At 57.3% G+C, this 17,737-nt stretch carries 14 protein-coding genes; 10 read left to right on the top strand and 4 right to left on the bottom strand.

The features are described 5' to 3' along the window. From repA to AC07Y0_RS24290, 5 genes are all read left to right on the top strand, one after another. Window positions 1-1,188 carry a plasmid partitioning protein RepA gene (repA, locus tag AC07Y0_RS24270; RefSeq protein ID WP_498680339.1) on the top strand — a complete coding sequence of 396 codons (1,188 nt, stop codon included), beginning with the start codon at window positions 1-3 and terminating at the stop codon, window positions 1,186-1,188. Window positions 1,189-1,262: 74 nt separating this feature from the next. Next, window positions 1,263-2,249 (top strand): plasmid partitioning protein RepB, encoded by a 987-nt coding sequence (repB, locus tag AC07Y0_RS24275; protein WP_498680340.1) that lies wholly within the window; start codon window positions 1,263-1,265, stop codon window positions 2,247-2,249. A 155-nt stretch (window positions 2,250-2,404) separates the two neighbouring features. Next, window positions 2,405-3,619, top strand: a complete 1,215-nt coding sequence (gene repC, locus AC07Y0_RS24280; RefSeq protein ID WP_498680341.1) for a plasmid replication protein RepC — start codon at window positions 2,405-2,407, stop codon at window positions 3,617-3,619. A gap of 547 nt (window positions 3,620-4,166) precedes the next feature. Then, window positions 4,167-4,517: a hypothetical protein gene (locus AC07Y0_RS24285; RefSeq protein WP_498680342.1), complete on the top strand. Its 351-nt coding sequence runs from the start codon at window positions 4,167-4,169 to the stop codon at window positions 4,515-4,517. Window position 4,518: 1 nt separating this feature from the next. Then, a complete protein-coding gene (locus AC07Y0_RS24290) occupies window positions 4,519-5,088 on the top strand; it encodes a type II toxin-antitoxin system VapC family toxin (protein ID WP_498680343.1) in 570 nt (189 codons plus the stop codon). A 145-nt stretch (window positions 5,089-5,233) separates the two neighbouring features. On the opposite strand, the gene AC07Y0_RS24295 is transcribed toward AC07Y0_RS24290, so the two are convergent. Next, window positions 5,234-6,397 carry a site-specific integrase gene (locus AC07Y0_RS24295; protein ID WP_498680344.1) on the bottom strand — a complete coding sequence of 388 codons (1,164 nt, stop codon included), beginning with the start codon at window positions 6,395-6,397 and terminating at the stop codon, window positions 5,234-5,236. A gap of 76 nt (window positions 6,398-6,473) precedes the next feature. Here AC07Y0_RS24295 and AC07Y0_RS24300 point away from each other — a divergent pair, with 76 nt between their 5' ends. The 5 genes from AC07Y0_RS24300 (at window position 6,474) to AC07Y0_RS24320 (ending at window position 13,198) form a co-directional block, all read left to right on the top strand. Next, the gene (locus AC07Y0_RS24300) at window positions 6,474-6,752 is read left to right on the top strand and encodes a type II toxin-antitoxin system Phd/YefM family antitoxin (protein WP_498680345.1); all 279 of its coding nucleotides are present in this window, start codon (window positions 6,474-6,476) and stop codon (window positions 6,750-6,752) included. Further along, window positions 6,739-7,170, top strand: a complete 432-nt coding sequence (locus tag AC07Y0_RS24305; RefSeq protein WP_498680346.1) for a plasmid maintenance toxin (PemK-like) — start codon at window positions 6,739-6,741, stop codon at window positions 7,168-7,170. Before AC07Y0_RS24300 ends, AC07Y0_RS24305 begins: the two co-directional genes overlap by 14 nt. 211 nt (window positions 7,171-7,381) lie before the next feature. Further along, window positions 7,382-8,524, top strand: coding sequence for an RHE_PE00001 family protein (locus tag AC07Y0_RS24310; RefSeq protein ID WP_498680347.1), 1,143 nt, complete (start codon window positions 7,382-7,384; stop codon window positions 8,522-8,524). A 105-nt stretch (window positions 8,525-8,629) separates the two neighbouring features. Further along, complete coding sequence (locus AC07Y0_RS24315; protein WP_498680348.1) at window positions 8,630-9,577, top strand: aminotransferase; 948 nt, start codon at window positions 8,630-8,632, stop codon at window positions 9,575-9,577. Between the two features lie 9 nt (window positions 9,578-9,586). Further along, complete coding sequence (locus AC07Y0_RS24320) at window positions 9,587-13,198, top strand: DEAD/DEAH box helicase (protein ID WP_498680349.1); 3,612 nt, start codon at window positions 9,587-9,589, stop codon at window positions 13,196-13,198. A gap of 194 nt (window positions 13,199-13,392) precedes the next feature. On the opposite strand, the gene AC07Y0_RS24325 is transcribed toward AC07Y0_RS24320, so the two are convergent. From AC07Y0_RS24325 to AC07Y0_RS24335, 3 genes are read right to left on the bottom strand one after another with little or no spacing between them, the layout of a single operon-like run. Continuing rightward, entirely contained in the window at window positions 13,393-14,085 is a 693-nt protein-coding gene (locus tag AC07Y0_RS24325; protein ID WP_498680350.1) for a hypothetical protein, read from the bottom strand. Further along, window positions 14,085-17,234, bottom strand: a complete 3,150-nt coding sequence (locus tag AC07Y0_RS24330; RefSeq protein WP_498680351.1) for an HsdM family class I SAM-dependent methyltransferase — start codon at window positions 17,232-17,234, stop codon at window positions 14,085-14,087. The genes AC07Y0_RS24325 and AC07Y0_RS24330 overlap by 1 nt, the downstream gene beginning before the upstream one ends. After that, window positions 17,231-17,521: an XRE family transcriptional regulator gene (locus tag AC07Y0_RS24335; protein ID WP_498680352.1), complete on the bottom strand. Its 291-nt coding sequence runs from the start codon at window positions 17,519-17,521 to the stop codon at window positions 17,231-17,233. Before AC07Y0_RS24335 ends, AC07Y0_RS24330 begins: the two co-directional genes overlap by 4 nt. Between the last annotated feature and the right edge of the window lie 216 nt (window positions 17,522-17,737).

Below are 17,737 nucleotides of genomic sequence, written 5' to 3' on the forward strand. Positions count from 1 at the left end.
ATGAACGTGAAAAAGGCGATGTTGGACTCGGTATCGAGCTTCGCCGATATCATTCTCGAACAGGGTAGCGAGATTTCGTCGAAACTCGACATGCTGCGCATGGAGAAGTTTCCGCCGAATGCGCAAAAAACCCTTCGCATGTTTTCGCTGGCAGAAGTCGCCCAGTTCGTGGGCGTCTCGCAGAGCTATCTGAAGAAATTGCATCTCCAGGGCAAGGGTGTCGAGCCGAGTGTCACTTCGACCGGCAGGCGCTACTATACAGCCGCCCAGATGAACGAGCTTCGCACCCTTCTCGATCGCGTCCCCCATCGCAAACCCGGTGACAAGCTGCAAGTCATCGCCGTTGTCAATTTCAAGGGCGGTTCTGGCAAGACAACGACGGCAGCCCACCTGGCGCAGTTCCTGGCCTTGAGCGGTTACCGGGTCCTGGCGATCGACCTCGACCCCCAGGCCTCACTGACCGCTCTTTATGGCATCCAGCCCGAGCTCGACGAGAAGCCGTCCTTCTATGAAGCGATACGGTATGACGAAGGCCGCCGATCGATCGACGAGATCATCCAGTCTACCAATTTCCCGAATCTCGACATCGTGCCGGCAAACCTGGAGCTCCAGGAATATGAATACGAGACGCCGCTTGCCATGCAGCGGAAGGACTCGATGCAAGGCAAGCTCTTCTACACCCGTATTGGTTCCGCGCTGGCGGAAGTCGATGACCGTTATGACGTCGTTGTCATCGACTGCCCTCCCCAGCTTGGCTATCTGACCTTGACGGCCCTGACCGCCGCCACCTCCGTTCTGATCACGGTTCATCCGCAAATGCTCGACATCATGTCGATGTCCCAGTTTCTGCTGATGCTCGGGAGCATCTTGAAGAGTGTCGAGGGCGCAGGCGTGAACGTCAGTCTCGACTGGTTCCGCTACCTGATCACCCGGTTCGAGCCGATGGACGTGCCGCAGCAGCAAATGGTCGGGTTCATGCAGTCCATGTTTGCCCAGCAGATGATGAAGAACCACATGGTCAAGACCACCGCCGTCTCGGACGCCGGCTTGACGAAACAGACGCTCTACGAGGTTGAACGGTCACAATTTACCTCCTCGACCTATGACCGCGCGCGCGAGGCCATGGATCTGGTAAACGGCGAAGTGATCGAGCTGCTGCAGGCCGCCTGGGGGCGCCGCAATGACTGAGCCGTTGTCAGCCGTACAAACCCGCATTTTGTTGAAAGATTACATGAGTTTGATCTGCCTGGGAGGTTTCCGGCATGGCGCGTAAGGACATCTTCGCCAACATCACGGCGAACGAGACCACCAGGCCGGAACGCAAGGCCACCCCTGGCTATGCCAATCGCGGTGCATCGCGCTCCATGATCAATTCGCTGAGCGAGCTTGCGGAAAAGGCGGCCATGGCCGACCAGGCATTGGTAGGCGAAGCAGTCTTGGATATCGATCCGGCCCAGGTTGATGATTCCTTCATCTCGGACCGCATGGGCGAGGACGATGCCGCTTTCAAGGAACTGGTCGATGCGATCCGGGAGCGGGGACAGGACACGCCTGTCCTGGTGCGCCCGCACCCGACCAGCGAGGGGCGTTACCAGATCGTATTCGGTCACCGGCGGGTCCGGGTGGCGAGGCTCCTTGGCCGCAATGTCAAAGCAGTCGTCAAGCCTGTCTCCGACATCGACCATGTGATTGCCCAGGGCCAGGAAAACTCTGCCCGGGAAAACCTCTCCTTCATCGAGCGTGCCGCCTTTGCCCACCACCTTCAGGAGATGGGCCACGAGCGACGCACGATCCAGTTGGCCCTGTCTGTGGATGCCCCTCTCCTCACCCGCATGTTGTCGGTGACCAGCCGCGTGCCCGAGGCGCTCATTCGGGCGATCGGCGCGGCAAAGGGGATCGGTCGCGATCGCTGGCTCGATGTTGCCCAGCTGATCGAACATCCGGACGCTCTGGCTGCTGCCAACCGGCTTGTTGGTGACGAGCGCTTTTCCAAGCTGCAGTCGGAGGAACGTTTCGACCTTCTGGTCTTAGAGATCAGGAAGGCGCGCAAGCCGCAAAAACGGACCAAGGCAGCCGGCAGCTGGCAGTCCAAGGATGCAGGCGTAACTGCTGAGTTCAAGGGCGCGGGAAAGAGCTACTCGATCGCCCTTAAGGCCAAAGATGCCGCGAGTTTCGGCCGGTTCATCTCCGAGAATTTGGAGAGACTACACGAAGAGTTCAAACAGACGATGAAATCTCAAGGAGACTGACCGCAAAAGAAAAAGGCCCCCCAAACGTCGCCGTCCCGGAAGCCTTCCTCATATCCTAGCAGTTTGAGAATCGCATCTCCAGGAATCATAGTCAAGAGTCTTTGGCACCGTTTTGGGTGAGTGGATTTCTTTTGCCTTGCAGAAGGTGAAGAAAGATGCAGACGCATGGTGTGACGACGCCTTTTGGGCGGCGGTCGATGACGCTTGCCCTTGTGGGAAGGCAGCTCGAGAGCGCAGATATCAAGGCGGGCAAGACCGCGGACAAGTGGAAAGTGTTTCGTGATGTGTGCGAGGCAAGGGCGCTCCTGGGCGTCCAGGATCGCGCGCTCACCGTTCTCGACGCACTGCTGAGCTTTTATCCGCAAAACGAATTGTCGGAGGATCGAGGTCTCGTCGTATTCCCCTCGAATGCGCAATTGTCGATCCGCGCGCATGGGATCACTGGGACGACCCTTCGACGGCACCTGGCGGCCCTGGTGGATGCTGGCCTGATTTCCCGCAAGGACAGTCCCAACGGCAAGCGTTACGCGCACAAGGATCGCTCAGGCGATATCGAACAGGCCTATGGGTTCAGCCTAGCCCCGCTTCTGGTGCGCGTCGAGGAGCTGGCCGACCTGGCTCAGCAGACCGCTGCCGCGCGCAAGCGGTTCCAGATCACCAAGGAAGCCCTTTCCATCTGCCGGCGGGATGTCCGAAAGTTGATCTCGGCGGCCATGGAAGAAGGTGCTGCTGGCAATTGGGCCGTGATCGAGGAACAGTATCTGGGTCTTGTGCGGCGGATTCCGCGCACACCGACGATCGAAACGCTCGCCCCCATCCTCGAAGAAATGGGTATGCTGCGCGACGAGATCGTCAATCTTCTGGAATCCCAGATGAAATCACAAAAAACAGACGCCAATGATGTCCGTTTTGAACGCCACATACAGAATTCAAATACCGAATCCATCCATGAACTTGAACCTAGCTCTGGAAAAGAGCAGGGCGAAAGCCCGAGCCCGGCCAAACGGCAGACGCGTGAGCCGCTTAAGGCTTTTCCGTTGGCGATGGTGTTGAAGGCGAGCCCCGACATCGCCGATTACGGGCCCGGGGGCCAGATCGAAAACTGGCGGGATCTGATGGCGGCCGCGGTCGTGGTTCGATCTATGCTCGGCGTGAGCCCATCGGCTTATCAGGATGCCTGCGATGCGATGGGGCCAGAAAATGCAGCGGTTGCGGTTGCCTGTATCCTCGAAAGGGCAGGGCATATCAACTCCGCCGGCGGATACCTGCGCGATCTGACGCGAAAGGCGGAACGTGGCGAGTTCTCGCTCGGGCCCATGCTGATGGCGTTGATGCGGGCAAATAGTGTCAAGGGGCAGAGGACGGCATAGCAGGGCAATGGCATCTGGCTCGAATTTTCTCTTTTTGCGCAAGGATCGAATCCCAGGTGCATCCGAGACCCAATTTTGGAATCGAGAAATGTCTTGCGACGAAAGATTGGAATCCCAAATTTCCATATGCGTTTGCCCTGGACGGCATAGGCGGGCGGCGGAGGATCGACCGGTGGGTGCCGTTTTGTGCAGGCTTCAAGCGAAGTCACCCGAGCGCAGCGCGTGTTCTTGAGAGCAATGCACGAACCCGGACAACTTTCGGGGCCACTATTTCTCTTCCCGTGGTCAACATACCGTTAACCACGAAAATTTGCGACAAGCTCCCGCGAACAGTCGGCTTCAGAAAAGGCTAGCCAGGAGGGGCAACGTTAACGCGTTCTCAAGGACGCGGATCAGCAGCGGCAGAACCAGAACGAGAGGGAGGGTTCGGAGAGATAACGATCAGATTTTTGGTTCATTGCTCCGCAGCTTGCACACCCGGTGCAAACCGGGTAGTGTCAGACAAAATCTAAGAACGTCTAACATCTATCGTTTTATGGAGACGTCGATGACAAAACAGAGCCGCGAAAAAAACATCACATCATCGTCGCCGGGCGGCCTTCTCACAACGGCCGCCCGGTCCGCTAAAGCCGAGCAATTCGTAACGGTTAGCAAGGCCCGGTTCGAGGCCGTGATGAAAGCCGCTGAGCATTCCGGCTTGCTGGGTGAAAAGAGCAGGCGGATCGGCGGCCGTATCAGTCCTGCTCTCATCGAGCAGGCGAAAAAACATACGGGTATTGAGACAGACACGGATCTGATCGAATTTGCATTGGCGAATGTAGCCCTGGATGATAGTTTTGGAGCCACGTTCCGGAAGACGCAAGGCACTGTAGACCCCGATCTGAAACTGGGTTTCTAAGTTGTCAGACTTTGATTTTGATGCAGCAGCCCGCTGGGCTCGCTTTGATCCCTACCGAACTCTTGCTCGACGTGAGGACGATGAACTCCCGTTCGTCAGTGATCGGGCGGACAGTGGCCAGGAGCTTCTTCTCGATACGTGTGTCTATATCGACGGCCTCCAGGGACGTGCGCCCGAGGTCGTCGCCGATCTGCTGGATATCAGAGTGAGCAATCATTCGACCGTGGCTATTCAGGAGTTGATGCACACTGTTGGCGTCCTGGATCCTAAGCACGCTGGCACCAAGGGAGCGGTGCGCCAGATTGGCGTGACAATCACGGACATGAAGCCGCACCGTATTTTTGCGCCCGATCCTGACGTGCTGGGGCGCTCAGCGCTCCTTTCCGGCATGCTGTGCCGCCTTCAGGGCTATGAAAAAGATGCACGCTTGCGGGCACTTCACGACTGTGTTCTCTTTTTGCAGGCTCAGAAAATGGGATTTACGGTCCTTACAGCCAACGTCAGCGACTTTGATTACCTTCTGCAGTTGATCCCTTCCGGGCGGGCTTTGTTCTACAGGGCAGGGCAGTAATCCCGAGCTACCAAATTGAGGTTCGTTCAATAGGTTCGGCTGGCGCGTCAAGTTGTGCGTACGCGCGATCCTTTGGATCGCTCGCCCTAGAAATGGTTTGGCAGCATTACATAGGCTCGCCTCGTTTCCCAATGAGGATAATCAATTATGGCACAAGGCGCGCAGCCCGTCCTGTTCGCCTTGTGGCATGGTTGTAGTAGCTGGATGCCTGTTGCACCGAGCGGTGTCGCGACTGCTCCATTGCTTCGGGGAGGGGGACCCCACGATTGGCGGCCTCGGTCAGATATCCGGATCGCAATCCGTGCGCGGAAAACTCTCCAGCCTCAAACCCGGCGAGCGCCGCCCGGTGCTTGACAATGTCGTTGACGGCTTTCGGATCCAGCGCGCGGCGCGAAACATTGCCCCATCGGTCGATCGCCCGAAACACGCTGCCACTGTCGATCTTCGCTGCGGCGAGCCAGGCATTCAGCGCATCGACGGGCCGGCCGGTCACATAGACGACCTCATCGTTCTCGGCACCACTTGTCTTGGTGCGTCCAAGATGGATGGACAGCGAGGAGAGGGGAGGGCCGTCGTCCACTGCAATCGGTGCTTCGACAGTCAATTGCTCTTTTCTCAAGCCCGCTATCTCACTGCGCCGACGACCGCCGGAGGCAAAGGCCACCATCAGGATCGCGCGGTCGCGGATATCGCGCAGACTGTCGCTCTTGCAGGTCGCGAGCAGCCGAAGCAGGACATCCCCGGTGACAGCTTTGGCGCTCTTGCGCTTGCGCGGGCGCGGCGTGGCACGAACTGCAAGCCGGATAGCCGATTTCACGGCAGGAGACGAGAAAGCACCTTCCAATCCGCGCCATTTGGTCAGCGTCGACCAGCTGGCAAGGCGCCGGCGGACGGTATCGGGTGCATGCGGACCGGCCGATCTCAGAAAACCCTGCGTTTTAAGTCTGTTCTCGACCTCGGCGGGCATGCCATGCTGGGGCTCCGCCAGCCGCTTCTCCGGATCCCAGAGATGATGGGCGACGAACTTCAACGCCAAGGCTTCGGGAGCAGGCCAGGGGAGGCTCTTGCCTGTGGATGCCAGCGACCATGCCTGCAGATAGGACAGATCGGAGGTAAGCGCGCGCAGCGTGTTCGGCCCCATGCCCTCGTTGACCAGATGTCGCAGGGTGTCGATGTCCTGGTCCGTCAGCAGTTCGGCCAGTTCGTCACGTCGGTCTATTGGCAACACGGCGGCGATCGTGTCGAGCTGCGCGGCCCGTCGCGATATGCTCTTGGCGCTTGAGTATCTGTTTGTGGACCTTCCCGTCATGCCGTCCATCCTGTCGTGAAAGGGTATTTGCAAAAGTTACGGAAAACCCGTATATTCCGTAAAAAGGAGTTCTGCCATGACATCGATAGTGACAGCAGCAGCCGTGTCGAAGAATTTCGGCGCCTATCAGGATGCGGCGGTTCGCGAACCGGTGATCATCACCAAGAACGGCCGTCCGCGCACGGTCCTGATCGCCTATGAGGATTACCTGCGGCTTGCCAAGCGCGACCGTCGGGTAGATTTGACGACCCAACTCGGGGATGACGAGCTTGCGGCGATTGCAGCTTCGCAGATGGAGCCCGGTTTTGATCATCTCAATGCCGAGTTGCTAAAGGACAAGCATGCTGCCGACTGAACCGAGGGTCGGCTGGGTCTTTCGTTACTCCTACCTGTGGCACTGGCAGCATCTGGAAGGGCGAGAAGAGGGCGATAAGGATCGTCCCGCGCTGGTGCTTGCGATTGTCGCTACGCTGGATGACGGCACACCCGCGGTACGCGTTCTGCCCATTACCCATTCGCCGCCATCCGATCCGAACGAAGCGATCGAGATTCCAGTTGCCACGAAGCGGCGGCTTGGCCTGGATAACGATCGATCCTGGATTGTTCTGACCGAGAGTAACCGTTTTGTCTGGCCGGGACCGGACGTCCGGCCTGTCGACAGCGATACCGGCTACTATGGTCCCTTGCCGCCAGCACTGTTTGACGAAGTGAAGCGGCGATTTGTGGATCTGGCGAGAGGCCAGCGCCATCAGGCCACGGCTCGCAACGAGTAACCTGTATCGGTGTCCAGTCATTGCTTCTCAGCGTGGCGTGGGTGCTCGCCGCCCCTCTGGGGGTGATTTGCCTACATTCTAGTGTCAGCACCGCGTCAGATCAATCGCTTCCGATAAGCAATACTTATCGATGGTTATGACCGCAACCTACAGAACCACGTAGTGACGGACACAAACTATCGACTGGTGTCCGTTTAGCAAATCATTTACCATGATTTCAATGTCTTATGATCTCACCAAATTGCCCATTTCAGCGCTGTTGCGGCCAATTTCGGACGCGGGCTCGGCGTTGACCCGTCTAGACGAGCGGATCGCGCGTTCGCCGGTCGGCGAGGGTTTTGTCGAACGCTCGCACTTCACCGATGCCTGCGCTTCGCTGTGGATCGATGGCGAACTCGTCCACCTAGAAGACCTCGTCCTCCACGACGCGACGAAGGATATTCGCACGCCGACCCACGAGCTGACAATCGCTCGCGACGTTTTGAAAACTCGCCGGCGCATCGCCGCGCAGACACCCGGTTGGGCGCTGTCGCCGGACGGTCTTCGCAGCGTGCGCGGGCAGCCGTGGCCTGCACCATCTCATGGTGACGACGGCTCCGTTGCGATCGGGACTGCCGAGCCGAATGTCGACGCGGACGGAGCAGGGGAGGGGGAGACCGGCGATGACGACGCAAGCGCGCTTGACGCCGAGTTTGCTGCCATCGATGCGGTGCTCGCGCGATCGGAGGCGGCCATCGAAAATGCAAAGCAGCCTAGTGCGGCTGGCGCGCGCGAAAGAGATCCGCTGGTCTATGATCTCGACTGGGACGAGGACGAGCGGCTGGAAGAATGGCGCGGCGTGTTGCGCCAGGCACAAAATCTGCCGCCATTGCTGCAGGCGTTGGTCGCCCTCGATGCCTGGAATGATTTATCCGTGCTACAGCACGCCCCCTGGCTTGGCCGGCTATTTTCCGCATCCATCCTGCGTCAGGCCGGCATCACCACCGGCGCGCATCTCGCGGCGATCAACCTCGGCCTGAAAACTGTCCCCGTCGATCGGCGCCGGCATCGCGACCGCGAAACCCGGCTGCTGGCCATTCTCGGCGGCATCATCACCGCCGCAGAGCACGGCCTCAAGGAACATGACCGTCTGCTGCTTGCAAGAAAAATGATGGAGCGCCGACTGGTCGGGAAACGCACATCGTCAAAACTGCCGGAACTGATCGAGCTGGTGATCTCGCGGCCGCTGGTGTCGGCCGGGATGATCGCCAAGGAACTTGCCGTCACGCCGCGGGCGGCGCTGCGCATTGTCGAGGAGCTGGGTTTGCGGGAGATGACGGGCAGGGGGAGGTTTCGGGCGTGGGGGGTGTTGTAACGACCAAATGCGATAAACGCTCCGGCCTTTTTCAGGTGGGCGTAGTTGTGGAGTTTGTAGCTGTTCTCGTGTAACTCCAGAGTTGCAACTTCCTGTCGAGATATCATGCATAAACAAGCACCGCCAAACGCGACATTGAACAAATGGCTCATCAGCTATCCCGCGTCGACAAAGGGTTACGGTCACATCCTGCTGGAACAAATCGTTCCGGGCGACGCAACGATACGGGAGGGGTTGCGTCCTTATTTTGAGTCTGCACATTCGGATGCGCGTGAGTACTTTCATGGCTATGCGGGGATGAGCCTCCATCCGGATGCCGGTGCTCCGGGATTCAACGCGAAATATCCAAACTGCCTTCCCCCGAAGGCAAGGCGAGGCGTGTTCGGAGAGGTGATGTCGGGGCTGATGACCGAGGCGCTGGACTTCGTCGGCCATCACCAGTGGGTCGTCCCGGTCTTTCTCTTCCGCAACCAGGAAGACGCAAGGCAGTATATCTATGTTCTGTCGCGTGACCCCCTTCGCACAAGAGAGATTCTCGGCCGCAAGGGCGATGACTTCATCGGCATTGTCGTCAACGACGACGGCTCGGTCAGCCGTTTCATTGCCGGCGAAGCCAAATGGCGCAAGCAATGGATCCCGTCCGTTCTCGACGAGGTCATGCTTGGCAAGAAGGTCGAGGTGCCGAAAAAGTCCGGTAACCTTGTCCATGACGGCAAGGGTGTCTGGTTCGAGATCAACCGCGCCCTCGATGTGCCGATTGGCGTCAAACAGCTGCAGGACATCCTCCAGGAGTTGGCGCCCGATGAATACGCCGACGTTATACTCTCCCTGGACAGGATCCAGCAGTTGGAAAATCCGGCGCCATCCCAGCGTACCGATCTTATTCTCCTGGTTGGGGGCAGCGCCGCCGGGCGTAGCGCGGGACAACCGCTGCTAGAACGGGGAAACAAACCCGTCCAGCACCAGAAGAACAGAGACCTTCAAGTCGTAGAAATCATCTTGTCCGACGGCGATGCACTGATCGACGCGCTTTATGACAGTCTGTGGACCTGAGGGACATTCATGCCGATCACCGATCCAGAACGCATAGCAATCGCAACACGGACTCGGAACGCCATCGGCCAAGATCAGCTCCTGACACCGAGGCAGGCGAGGGCTTTCGTCAGGGCGATACAGACCACATGGGATGTCGAGACCATCCATTGGTCGCAAAGCGATTCCGCAGAAACCTTGGCGGAGGCCTACAGGCTCATCCATGCCGGCGGGGTGCTTCAGTCGGTCGTGGGCGGAAACCAGATGGACGCGAGCCTTGCTTTCCGCCGGGCCGGCGAGCTGTTCGAATGGCTGGCCCGTTCGAACGATAGCCTAGCTGAAGTCGTGCCGCTGGCACTGTTTGCGGCGGGATCCTACCAGCTGGGCGGGTTGCCTGCGATGGCAGCGGGTCTTTTACGGCAGGTAAAGTCGAATGACGACGGCATTCTCCTCTTCGCCGACTTCCTGAGTGCCGATTTCGACCGCGTGCTTGAAAGGGTTGCCGCCTTCTGGAACGCCAATCCTCAAGCGACCGTGCCGGACGCGTCCAACGCGTTTTTCAAGGAAGATATAGACTCCGATCTCGCGTGGTTGACGACGCTCGAGCTGATCAGGTCGGTCGGCCTCGCGGCTGACAGCCTGCGCCGGGGCCAGTTCGACAGGCTGGAAGCTGCAATGACGCACCTTCGCCAGGTCGAGCGCTTTCTAGTGCGCCTCGCCCCCGAAGATGTCGCGACGCTGGCTTTCTTCATCCGGTCCGCCTGCGAGCGTTATGCCAAGGCGACGATCTATCAGCCTCTTCGGCGGTTGGCCGCGATGCGTCCGGGGCATTTAAACTATTTGGACGGTTTTGCCAGGCGGCAATATGCCAGAGGACGCGGGGTGCTCTGGCAATCACAACATCAGGGCATCGAGCGGCTGCTACAAAACTCCTCCTTCGCCCTGTGCACGCCAACCGGATCGGGAAAAACGCTCGTCGCAAATCTGGCAATCGTAAAAGAGCTACTTTTGCAGGGCGACGGCCATCTGGCGCCGCTTGCCCTCTATATCGTTCCCTCTCGCGCGCTTGCTGGCGAGGTCGAGTCAAAACTCACTGGCGAACTTGGCCGGGAATTCATCGTCACTGGGCTCTACGGTGGCGCCGACTGGGGCATCACCGACGCATGGCTCACAGCCGATACGCCGACCGTGCTTATTGCCACCGTCGAAAAAGCCGATGCGCTGATGCGCTATCTTGGACCCATGCTACTTGCGCGGTTGAAGCTCCTCTTGGTGGATGAGGCCCACCAAGTCGTCATTGAAAATACGGTTTATGCCCAGGAAGCACTGGCGGGACATACCAGCCGCGCGGCACGGCTCGAGGCCTTCATTTCCAGGCTTTTGGCCCGCAAGCCAGATGTGGTCAGGATTGCCCTAACGGCCGTCGCGGGCGGGGCAGCGGGCCCGGTCGCTCGATGGATCGAAGGGAATTCGACCGCTGAGGCAGTCGGGTCCTATTATCGCAGCACGAGGCAGGCGATCGGAACATTCGAAGTTCGCCCGGGCGCTGCCCCGGAAATCCTCTTCGACATGCTCAATGACCGCGTTCTCGCGGTGAGAGGCAGAGATGCGAATGTCTATATGCGACTTCGAATTGCGCCGATGCCACAGGCACCGGCGGTGGTCAGGGGTAGCCTCAACCACAATACGCAATTGGCGGTCTTGTGGACGGCGCTTCACCTGACCGATAGTGACCGGCGTATCCTCGTCTCTGTGTCACAAAGCCCAGAGGACACTATCAAATGGTATGCAGACGCTTTTGCATTAAAGGGGTGGGACGCGGCGCCCGCTTTCGTGCCGCCGGCGGAAGGCTCGGACGTTGAGCTGTTTAAGTCGGCAAGAATGGTCTGCGCCGACTATTGCGGCCAGGATTCCCACGAGTTGAAGTTACTTGAGAGGGGGATAGCGACCAACCACGGTCAGATGCCGCAGCGCCTCAGGCGCATGATGGTTGCCCTGATCGAGCGTTCGATCTGCCGGATAACCGTGGCAACGGCCACTTTGACCGAAGGCGTCAACCTGCCTTTTGATCTGATCTTCTTGCCGTCGGTGATGAGAAGCTCCTTCGATGTCGCCACGCGAACGCGAACCGAACATCCGATGTCAACGGCGGAGTTTCGCAATCTCGCCGGCCGCGCCGGCCGCCCTGGCGCCGCCAAAGGAATGGAAGGCATGACACTCGTTGCGCTTCCTGTGGCGGAAGCAACCACGGCTCCAGGTCAGCGCCAGACGCAGCGTAATCAGATCGGCGCGCGTCGGGCGGAATACGATAATCTCCTTGGAGGTTTGATTGCGGACGCTGCAGGCGGCGGCGAACATCACAGTCCGCTCGCGGTGCTGATGCGTTCGATATGGCAGCGATCGTTGCAGCTCGGCCTCGTGACTTCTGCCAACTTTTTGAACTGGCTGGAAGGTGCTGTGCCGGAGGAACTGTCCGGCGAGGCCGGGACCGCCTCGCCTTCCGCGACAGCTCGACTAGCAGATAGCATCGACGAGCTGGATGGCATCATCCTGTCCGCGATCGAAGAGCTGCAGGCAATCGACCCGGTCCAGTTGACACAAGTGCAGATCGAGGCGGCTTTAGCCAAGGTTTGGCAGAACACCTTCGCCAGGGTGGCCTCGGCCTATGAGAACTGGATGGAAGTAGCCTTCATCCAGAGGGGCAGAGGTCTAGTCGCGACGGTTTATCCCGACGCATCGGAGCGAAGGGTGCTCTACAGCTTCGGCTATACACCTTGCATTGGCCGGCGCTTTCGCCCCGCGGCAGAAAAGTTGCTGGACATATTACACTATGCCGATGGCTATGGCGGCATGCAGGACGACGATCGCCTGGCCTTGTTCCGGCAGATGGGCGACGTCATCGCCGATGACCGGGGTTTTGGCTTTGCCGTGCGCGACACGGTGATCGGTCGCGCGCTTTACGCCCGATGGCACGAGGTTCTGGCATGGTGGATGTCTGCTAACGATGCTCCACAGCCGCCAACCGACGATCTTCGCGCGTGGCAGACCTTCGTCGCGGATAATCTAGAATTCCGTCTTGCGGTTGCCATCGGCGCCGCCATTGCCCAGCGCTGGACTGAAGAAAACCCCGATCCTTTCGCCACCCCGGCCCTCAACACTTGGAAAGAGACGGCCGATCTCCCGTGGTTCGCATTCTGGGCAAAGGAATTGCTGCGCTGGGGGACACTCGATCCGTTCGTGGCGTTCGCCTTGTCGCAGGGCATCGCTCGCTCCCGCGATGATGCCATCCCGCTGAGACAGGAGTTCTTGGACTGGATGGATGATCGCCATGAGCCAGCGGCGGACGACGAGGATCTGATCGATCCGCGGAATTTCCTCGAGTGGTCGCGCAGCAGGCGAAAAAGCCCGACCGACCGAGTGGTAACCCGATCGCTGCAAGCCGGTCTGTCCGGCACTACCGGCGCAAACGGAAAATACTCCGTCATCCCTATCCGGGTTGCCGATGGCCTACGCTGGATCGATCCGGCCGGCTTCGAACTGGCGGTGTCGACAGACAGCCTGACCATGCTAGGCCCTGACATGTACGGCCAAGATTTCGATCTCCTGACCGGCAAGGGGACCGAGATCGTAAGAGCGTTTTAGATCAGCATTCAAAGGTCGGCGCATTGTCGCCACGCCAACATCCCTCGTCGGGATCGCGAGAATAGGCAGTCAAGGCGCAGGCAGCACACTTTTTCGATCTTAGCTCGGTCTGCAAATTAGTGGTCTACGAACTTAGTCCTAAATGGAAAAAGCGGCCCGTTTAGAAAAGCCAAGATCTCTGTGATAATCCATTGCTAGCAGTTTCCGCCCAAATTATCCATTTTTGTCGATCGCCTTAGATCAGGATATTCGAGAATGAGATGATAACATCTAAACTCAGCTGGGTAAGATTTTTCGGGCGGCACGCTCCGAGAGTGATGTGACCGACGGTTTGGCTTTGTTGCATGCTCGGGTAGCGCGTCAAGAACGCACCCCAGTTTTTTGGAAATCTCCCTGAAAGCGTCTTCTGTGCTCCCAGTCAATAAGTAACCAAGCATCGCCCCTGAATTGGAGAAGGGTGCATATCTGCAGGTAAGAAACTCATTTTGGACGTCTTGAATGTATTTCGATATGTTTTTTGGTGTCTCAAGGACTTTTGCCTCGAGCGGCCACATGATCCGCTCGTCTGCTCGCAATACGAAAGCCAGGTCGTACGCGGGCGGCTGCGCCGGTGCAGCCTTCATAGTTTCACGTTCAAAAGGGCTGTGCTGGATATAAAATGGCTCGTCGCCGGACATTGCATCCCGAATTCGCGGCTCTAAGAGCTGGGTGATGCTTCTTTCAAGGTCGCGACCATCCACATGCGGCGACGCGGCACGCATATTATCATATGCTGACCAGACCAAACTAATGAACTGACTTGTCGGCTGGTCTATCCAAGAGCGTGCCAGGACTATGAAGGCAGGGTCGATTGAAGCACGGGCGGAATTAGCTTCATCGAACGCCATTATTGTGCCGCTCCTGACCTGTCCGAGATTGATTGCTGTTGCCAGGTGAAGAGATCCAAAGCGACGTCATCCCCGTCTCGAAGTCCCATGCTCCGAGTCCAGAACCGCTTCTGGTCGGGCTTGATTATGAAAACGGTCGGAACGCCGGTACTTGCGTCGTAGATACGCGCGATCCTCTGGTTGAATATACCACCGCCCGAGCCTTTGTCCTTCAAGTCGAGTTGGAGGAACTGCTCCAACAACGCGCCGGGGGGGATCTCTCTGACCTGAATCGTGCTTTGGGCATTCGCTCCAAGTTCAAAAGCAATGAGGCGATAGGGCATAGACTCCGAAGTCGTCTGATATATGGTTGCCGAAACTGACTTTCCGTTGCCAAACCCAGCTTTCAATACGCGAACGAAGTATTGACAGTATGCCCTCAGGTGGTTCTCGTCCCTTTCGCCATTGTAATGTGAGGTCCGTTGCTCACCCCGAGGCTCGTCCCCTCCCAAGAAACCATCAAGCGTATAATCGACGGCATCTTCGACCAGTACGCGTTCAGAGTCCTTAAGAACGAACAGCTCAAATATCCGCTCGTCAAGTGAAGCGTAGTCCTCGATTCCATCCAAAAGACCTGTCGCCGGACTTGGGATTGGCAATCCTAATATTTCGTCCTTCGAGAGTTTCGGTCTGTAGGCGCCAAATCGACCACTTGTCAAAAAATGGAAGTACACGGCAATTTTGCTATTGTGAGAGATACACGCAGCTTCCAAGATTTTGGCATCGGCATGTACAGAGAAGTAACTTTGATTGCAAAGGAGCCCCTCTTGCCGAGTTGAGGAATTTATGCGCGCATGAAATCGGCCAGTCGCCCTATTCCAGCTATGCTTTATGATAATTTGGGGCCAAGAAAATGCTGCCAAGCCTGTGGAGGCTTTGGAATGAATTTTTAGCCCTTGGACCACTTCGAATGCGTCCGCATCGATTTCCAGAATTTTGCCTGACGGGAACATTGGTGCATCAAAGAGCCGCTTACCATCCAGTTGTGGTGCAGGCTTCTTTCGATCCCCGAAAGTAATGCCTTGCTGGTAATTGATTTTGTGATCAGTCTGGAGGCTGCTTAAACTTGGAAAGCTCTGTAGCTTTCTGATCAATTGGAGATCGCGCGGGTTCCCCCACATCAGTTTCGACCAGACGAGCGGATCCGTGGCAGCTTCTCGCGCGGTGAGTGATTTCACATCGAACGGTTCGATGACGATGGTGAATTCGTCCACGAGTGGGCGGACATGTTTCGGGCTGATGTAAGGGATAGTGTCGTGGTCGGATGGTTGGTCCTGCCTCAGTATAATAATGCAGGCCGGCGCTGCTGAGGTTTTGGTCGTGTGGGTCTTTCGCTTGAATACACGGAAACGCAAAGCCGATAGATTATAGATTGTCTCCACGCGATGTCGTGAAAAGAGTTCATTCCGGAAATCAGATGCGGTCCCGCTGATATTGAAAAGCAGGGAATTGGCCGATTGGATCAGCGCAACGCAGCCGGAGTGGGCTACAAGCTGAGCGCCCTTAGCTAAGAACAAACCACCAATGTCATTATTCGGAACGGTCCATTTGTGTTCCTTATCGTTCGCCCACAGCGTGGCAGCGTCCGTGATGACGCCGTCTCCCCATGGAGCGTTTCCGATCACGAGATCATAAGATTTAAAATCATCTTTGGTATTGAACCCTCTTTGATCCTCGCAGAAGAAATCCGAACACACCAAACGTCGCTGACGCATCGAAGGGAAAGTAACTTGTGTCCAATAATGCCTTGGTTCAATCTCGTCGCACATTGCCAGATACAAGCTAAAGCAAGCCACTCGAACGGCATGAGGATCTTTGTCTACCCCAAAAATGTTTTTTTCCAGAAGACGGCGTAGCGTTTCGGCGCGAACCGGCTCGCCGGGATTAGCAAGTTTCCATCGGTGCACTAGGCGCTGAAACGCCTTCACGAGGAAGATGCCGGAACCGCATGCAGGGTCTAGAATTTTCAAATCCCACTGAATGCCTTCCCATGGCAGCACTCGGTCCAATATGAAGTCTACAAGGTACGGGGGGGTATAAAAAATTCCGTCATGTGATGCGCGCTCTGTTACGAATGTTTCGTAAATACTGCTAATGAACTCAAGGGGGATGACGTCAAAGGCATACTGGGGCCAGAGACACATTTGGCGTGTCGCAAGGTCGAGATCCCCGCGAATGAACTCAGCGAGCAAAGATAGGTGCGTCGGCGTGACGACTTGCATCTCCCTGGCCCAGCCTTGAGCTCGAGCATCGACCGAGTCTCCTTTGCCCGGAAAAAGATCGCCGTTAAACTTTGTATTAAGCCAGTCAAAGAGCCGATAGGTCTCATCATAGTCTAAAAGAATTGTCTCGAACGAACTGTGGGCCTTCGTGAGAACTCCGTCCTTCTGCAAACGGTGTAATTTCGCCGGGGTGAGCGCGGGATTTCCGTCTTGATCCTTCCTATCAAAAAGAAACTGTACAAAGATAACCCGAGCTAAAAGATCGTGGCAAATGTCATCATCAACTAGACCTTCTTTCGCGAGGATATCGCGAATGTGCCGCAGGTTGCCGAGTAGCATCTGGTCAGCGCGCCCATCTCTGTCAAACCTCTCAGAGTGATCGACGAAGAACTGACCTGAGACGAGGTTTATCCAGTGTAGAGCACGCGCAGCGCGCCCATCGAGGTCGTTCGCATCTCCGCTTTCTAATTGACGGACGGTTAGGCTCTTCACAACGTAGCTATCAATGCTCTGATCGGGATCAGGGGCCTCGCAGCAACTCCAAACCCGTATGAGGGCCGGTTCAATAGTCACGAGGGTCGGCGCATGGGAGAAGTTCCACGAAAGTCTGTGCAGCTCACGGAGTGTTTTCTCGCTTACACCTTTGTCAAATTGGGCGACAATTGCCAACGGTGGCTCCGAAGTCGCTGCTTCATGGTCCGCCATTAGGACCCCAAGCTTGACTCCTTCGGCATCCGGCATCTGTGCAAGAGAACGTCCAATTTTCCCCCGGACGAGCGATGCAAATACCGACGCCCCGGCTCCTTGTGGATGGGTTACAGCGTCGGGGGTAGGCCAGCCCAGTCGTTGGCTTGTTAGTTCAAGCGAGGCAATTGCTTCAACCCTCACGAGCCCAACTCCAGTATGCCTTGCTTGTCACCGGCAAATTTTCCCGGCCCCGCCGCGCCGCGGGATTTCTTCTTGCTTAGACTTACGCGCGCGAAAACGGGCTCGTAATCCATGTCACGGAACCGCATTTCGGCAAGAAGAGCAGCTATCACCGCTAAATGACCGGGTACTTCGCCCTGCTTCTTATTGTTAGAGATCGAGTTCGGACGCATACCTAATAACTCAGCAAAGCCGCGGACACTTAGCCCGGCTTTTCCCAGCTCCGCTAAAAAATCGTCATACGACATGTGGATCCCATGCGTTTGCACATGATTTAATGACTTAAGCACATAGAAACATGTGTGTCGAGTGCCTCTAAGTTCCTCTTGTGCGCTTACTAGTCAGCTAGTTTCAGATGCCGTAGCCGACACGTGCTCCGCGAACTTCGCTCTAGCACGACAGCACCGCGGCAGGTTGAAAGAGGCGAAACATGCACCCTAGCTTCGTCGGGATCTGCCGGCCGC

This window comes from Allorhizobium sp. GW101-3B10 (assembly GCF_059424725.1).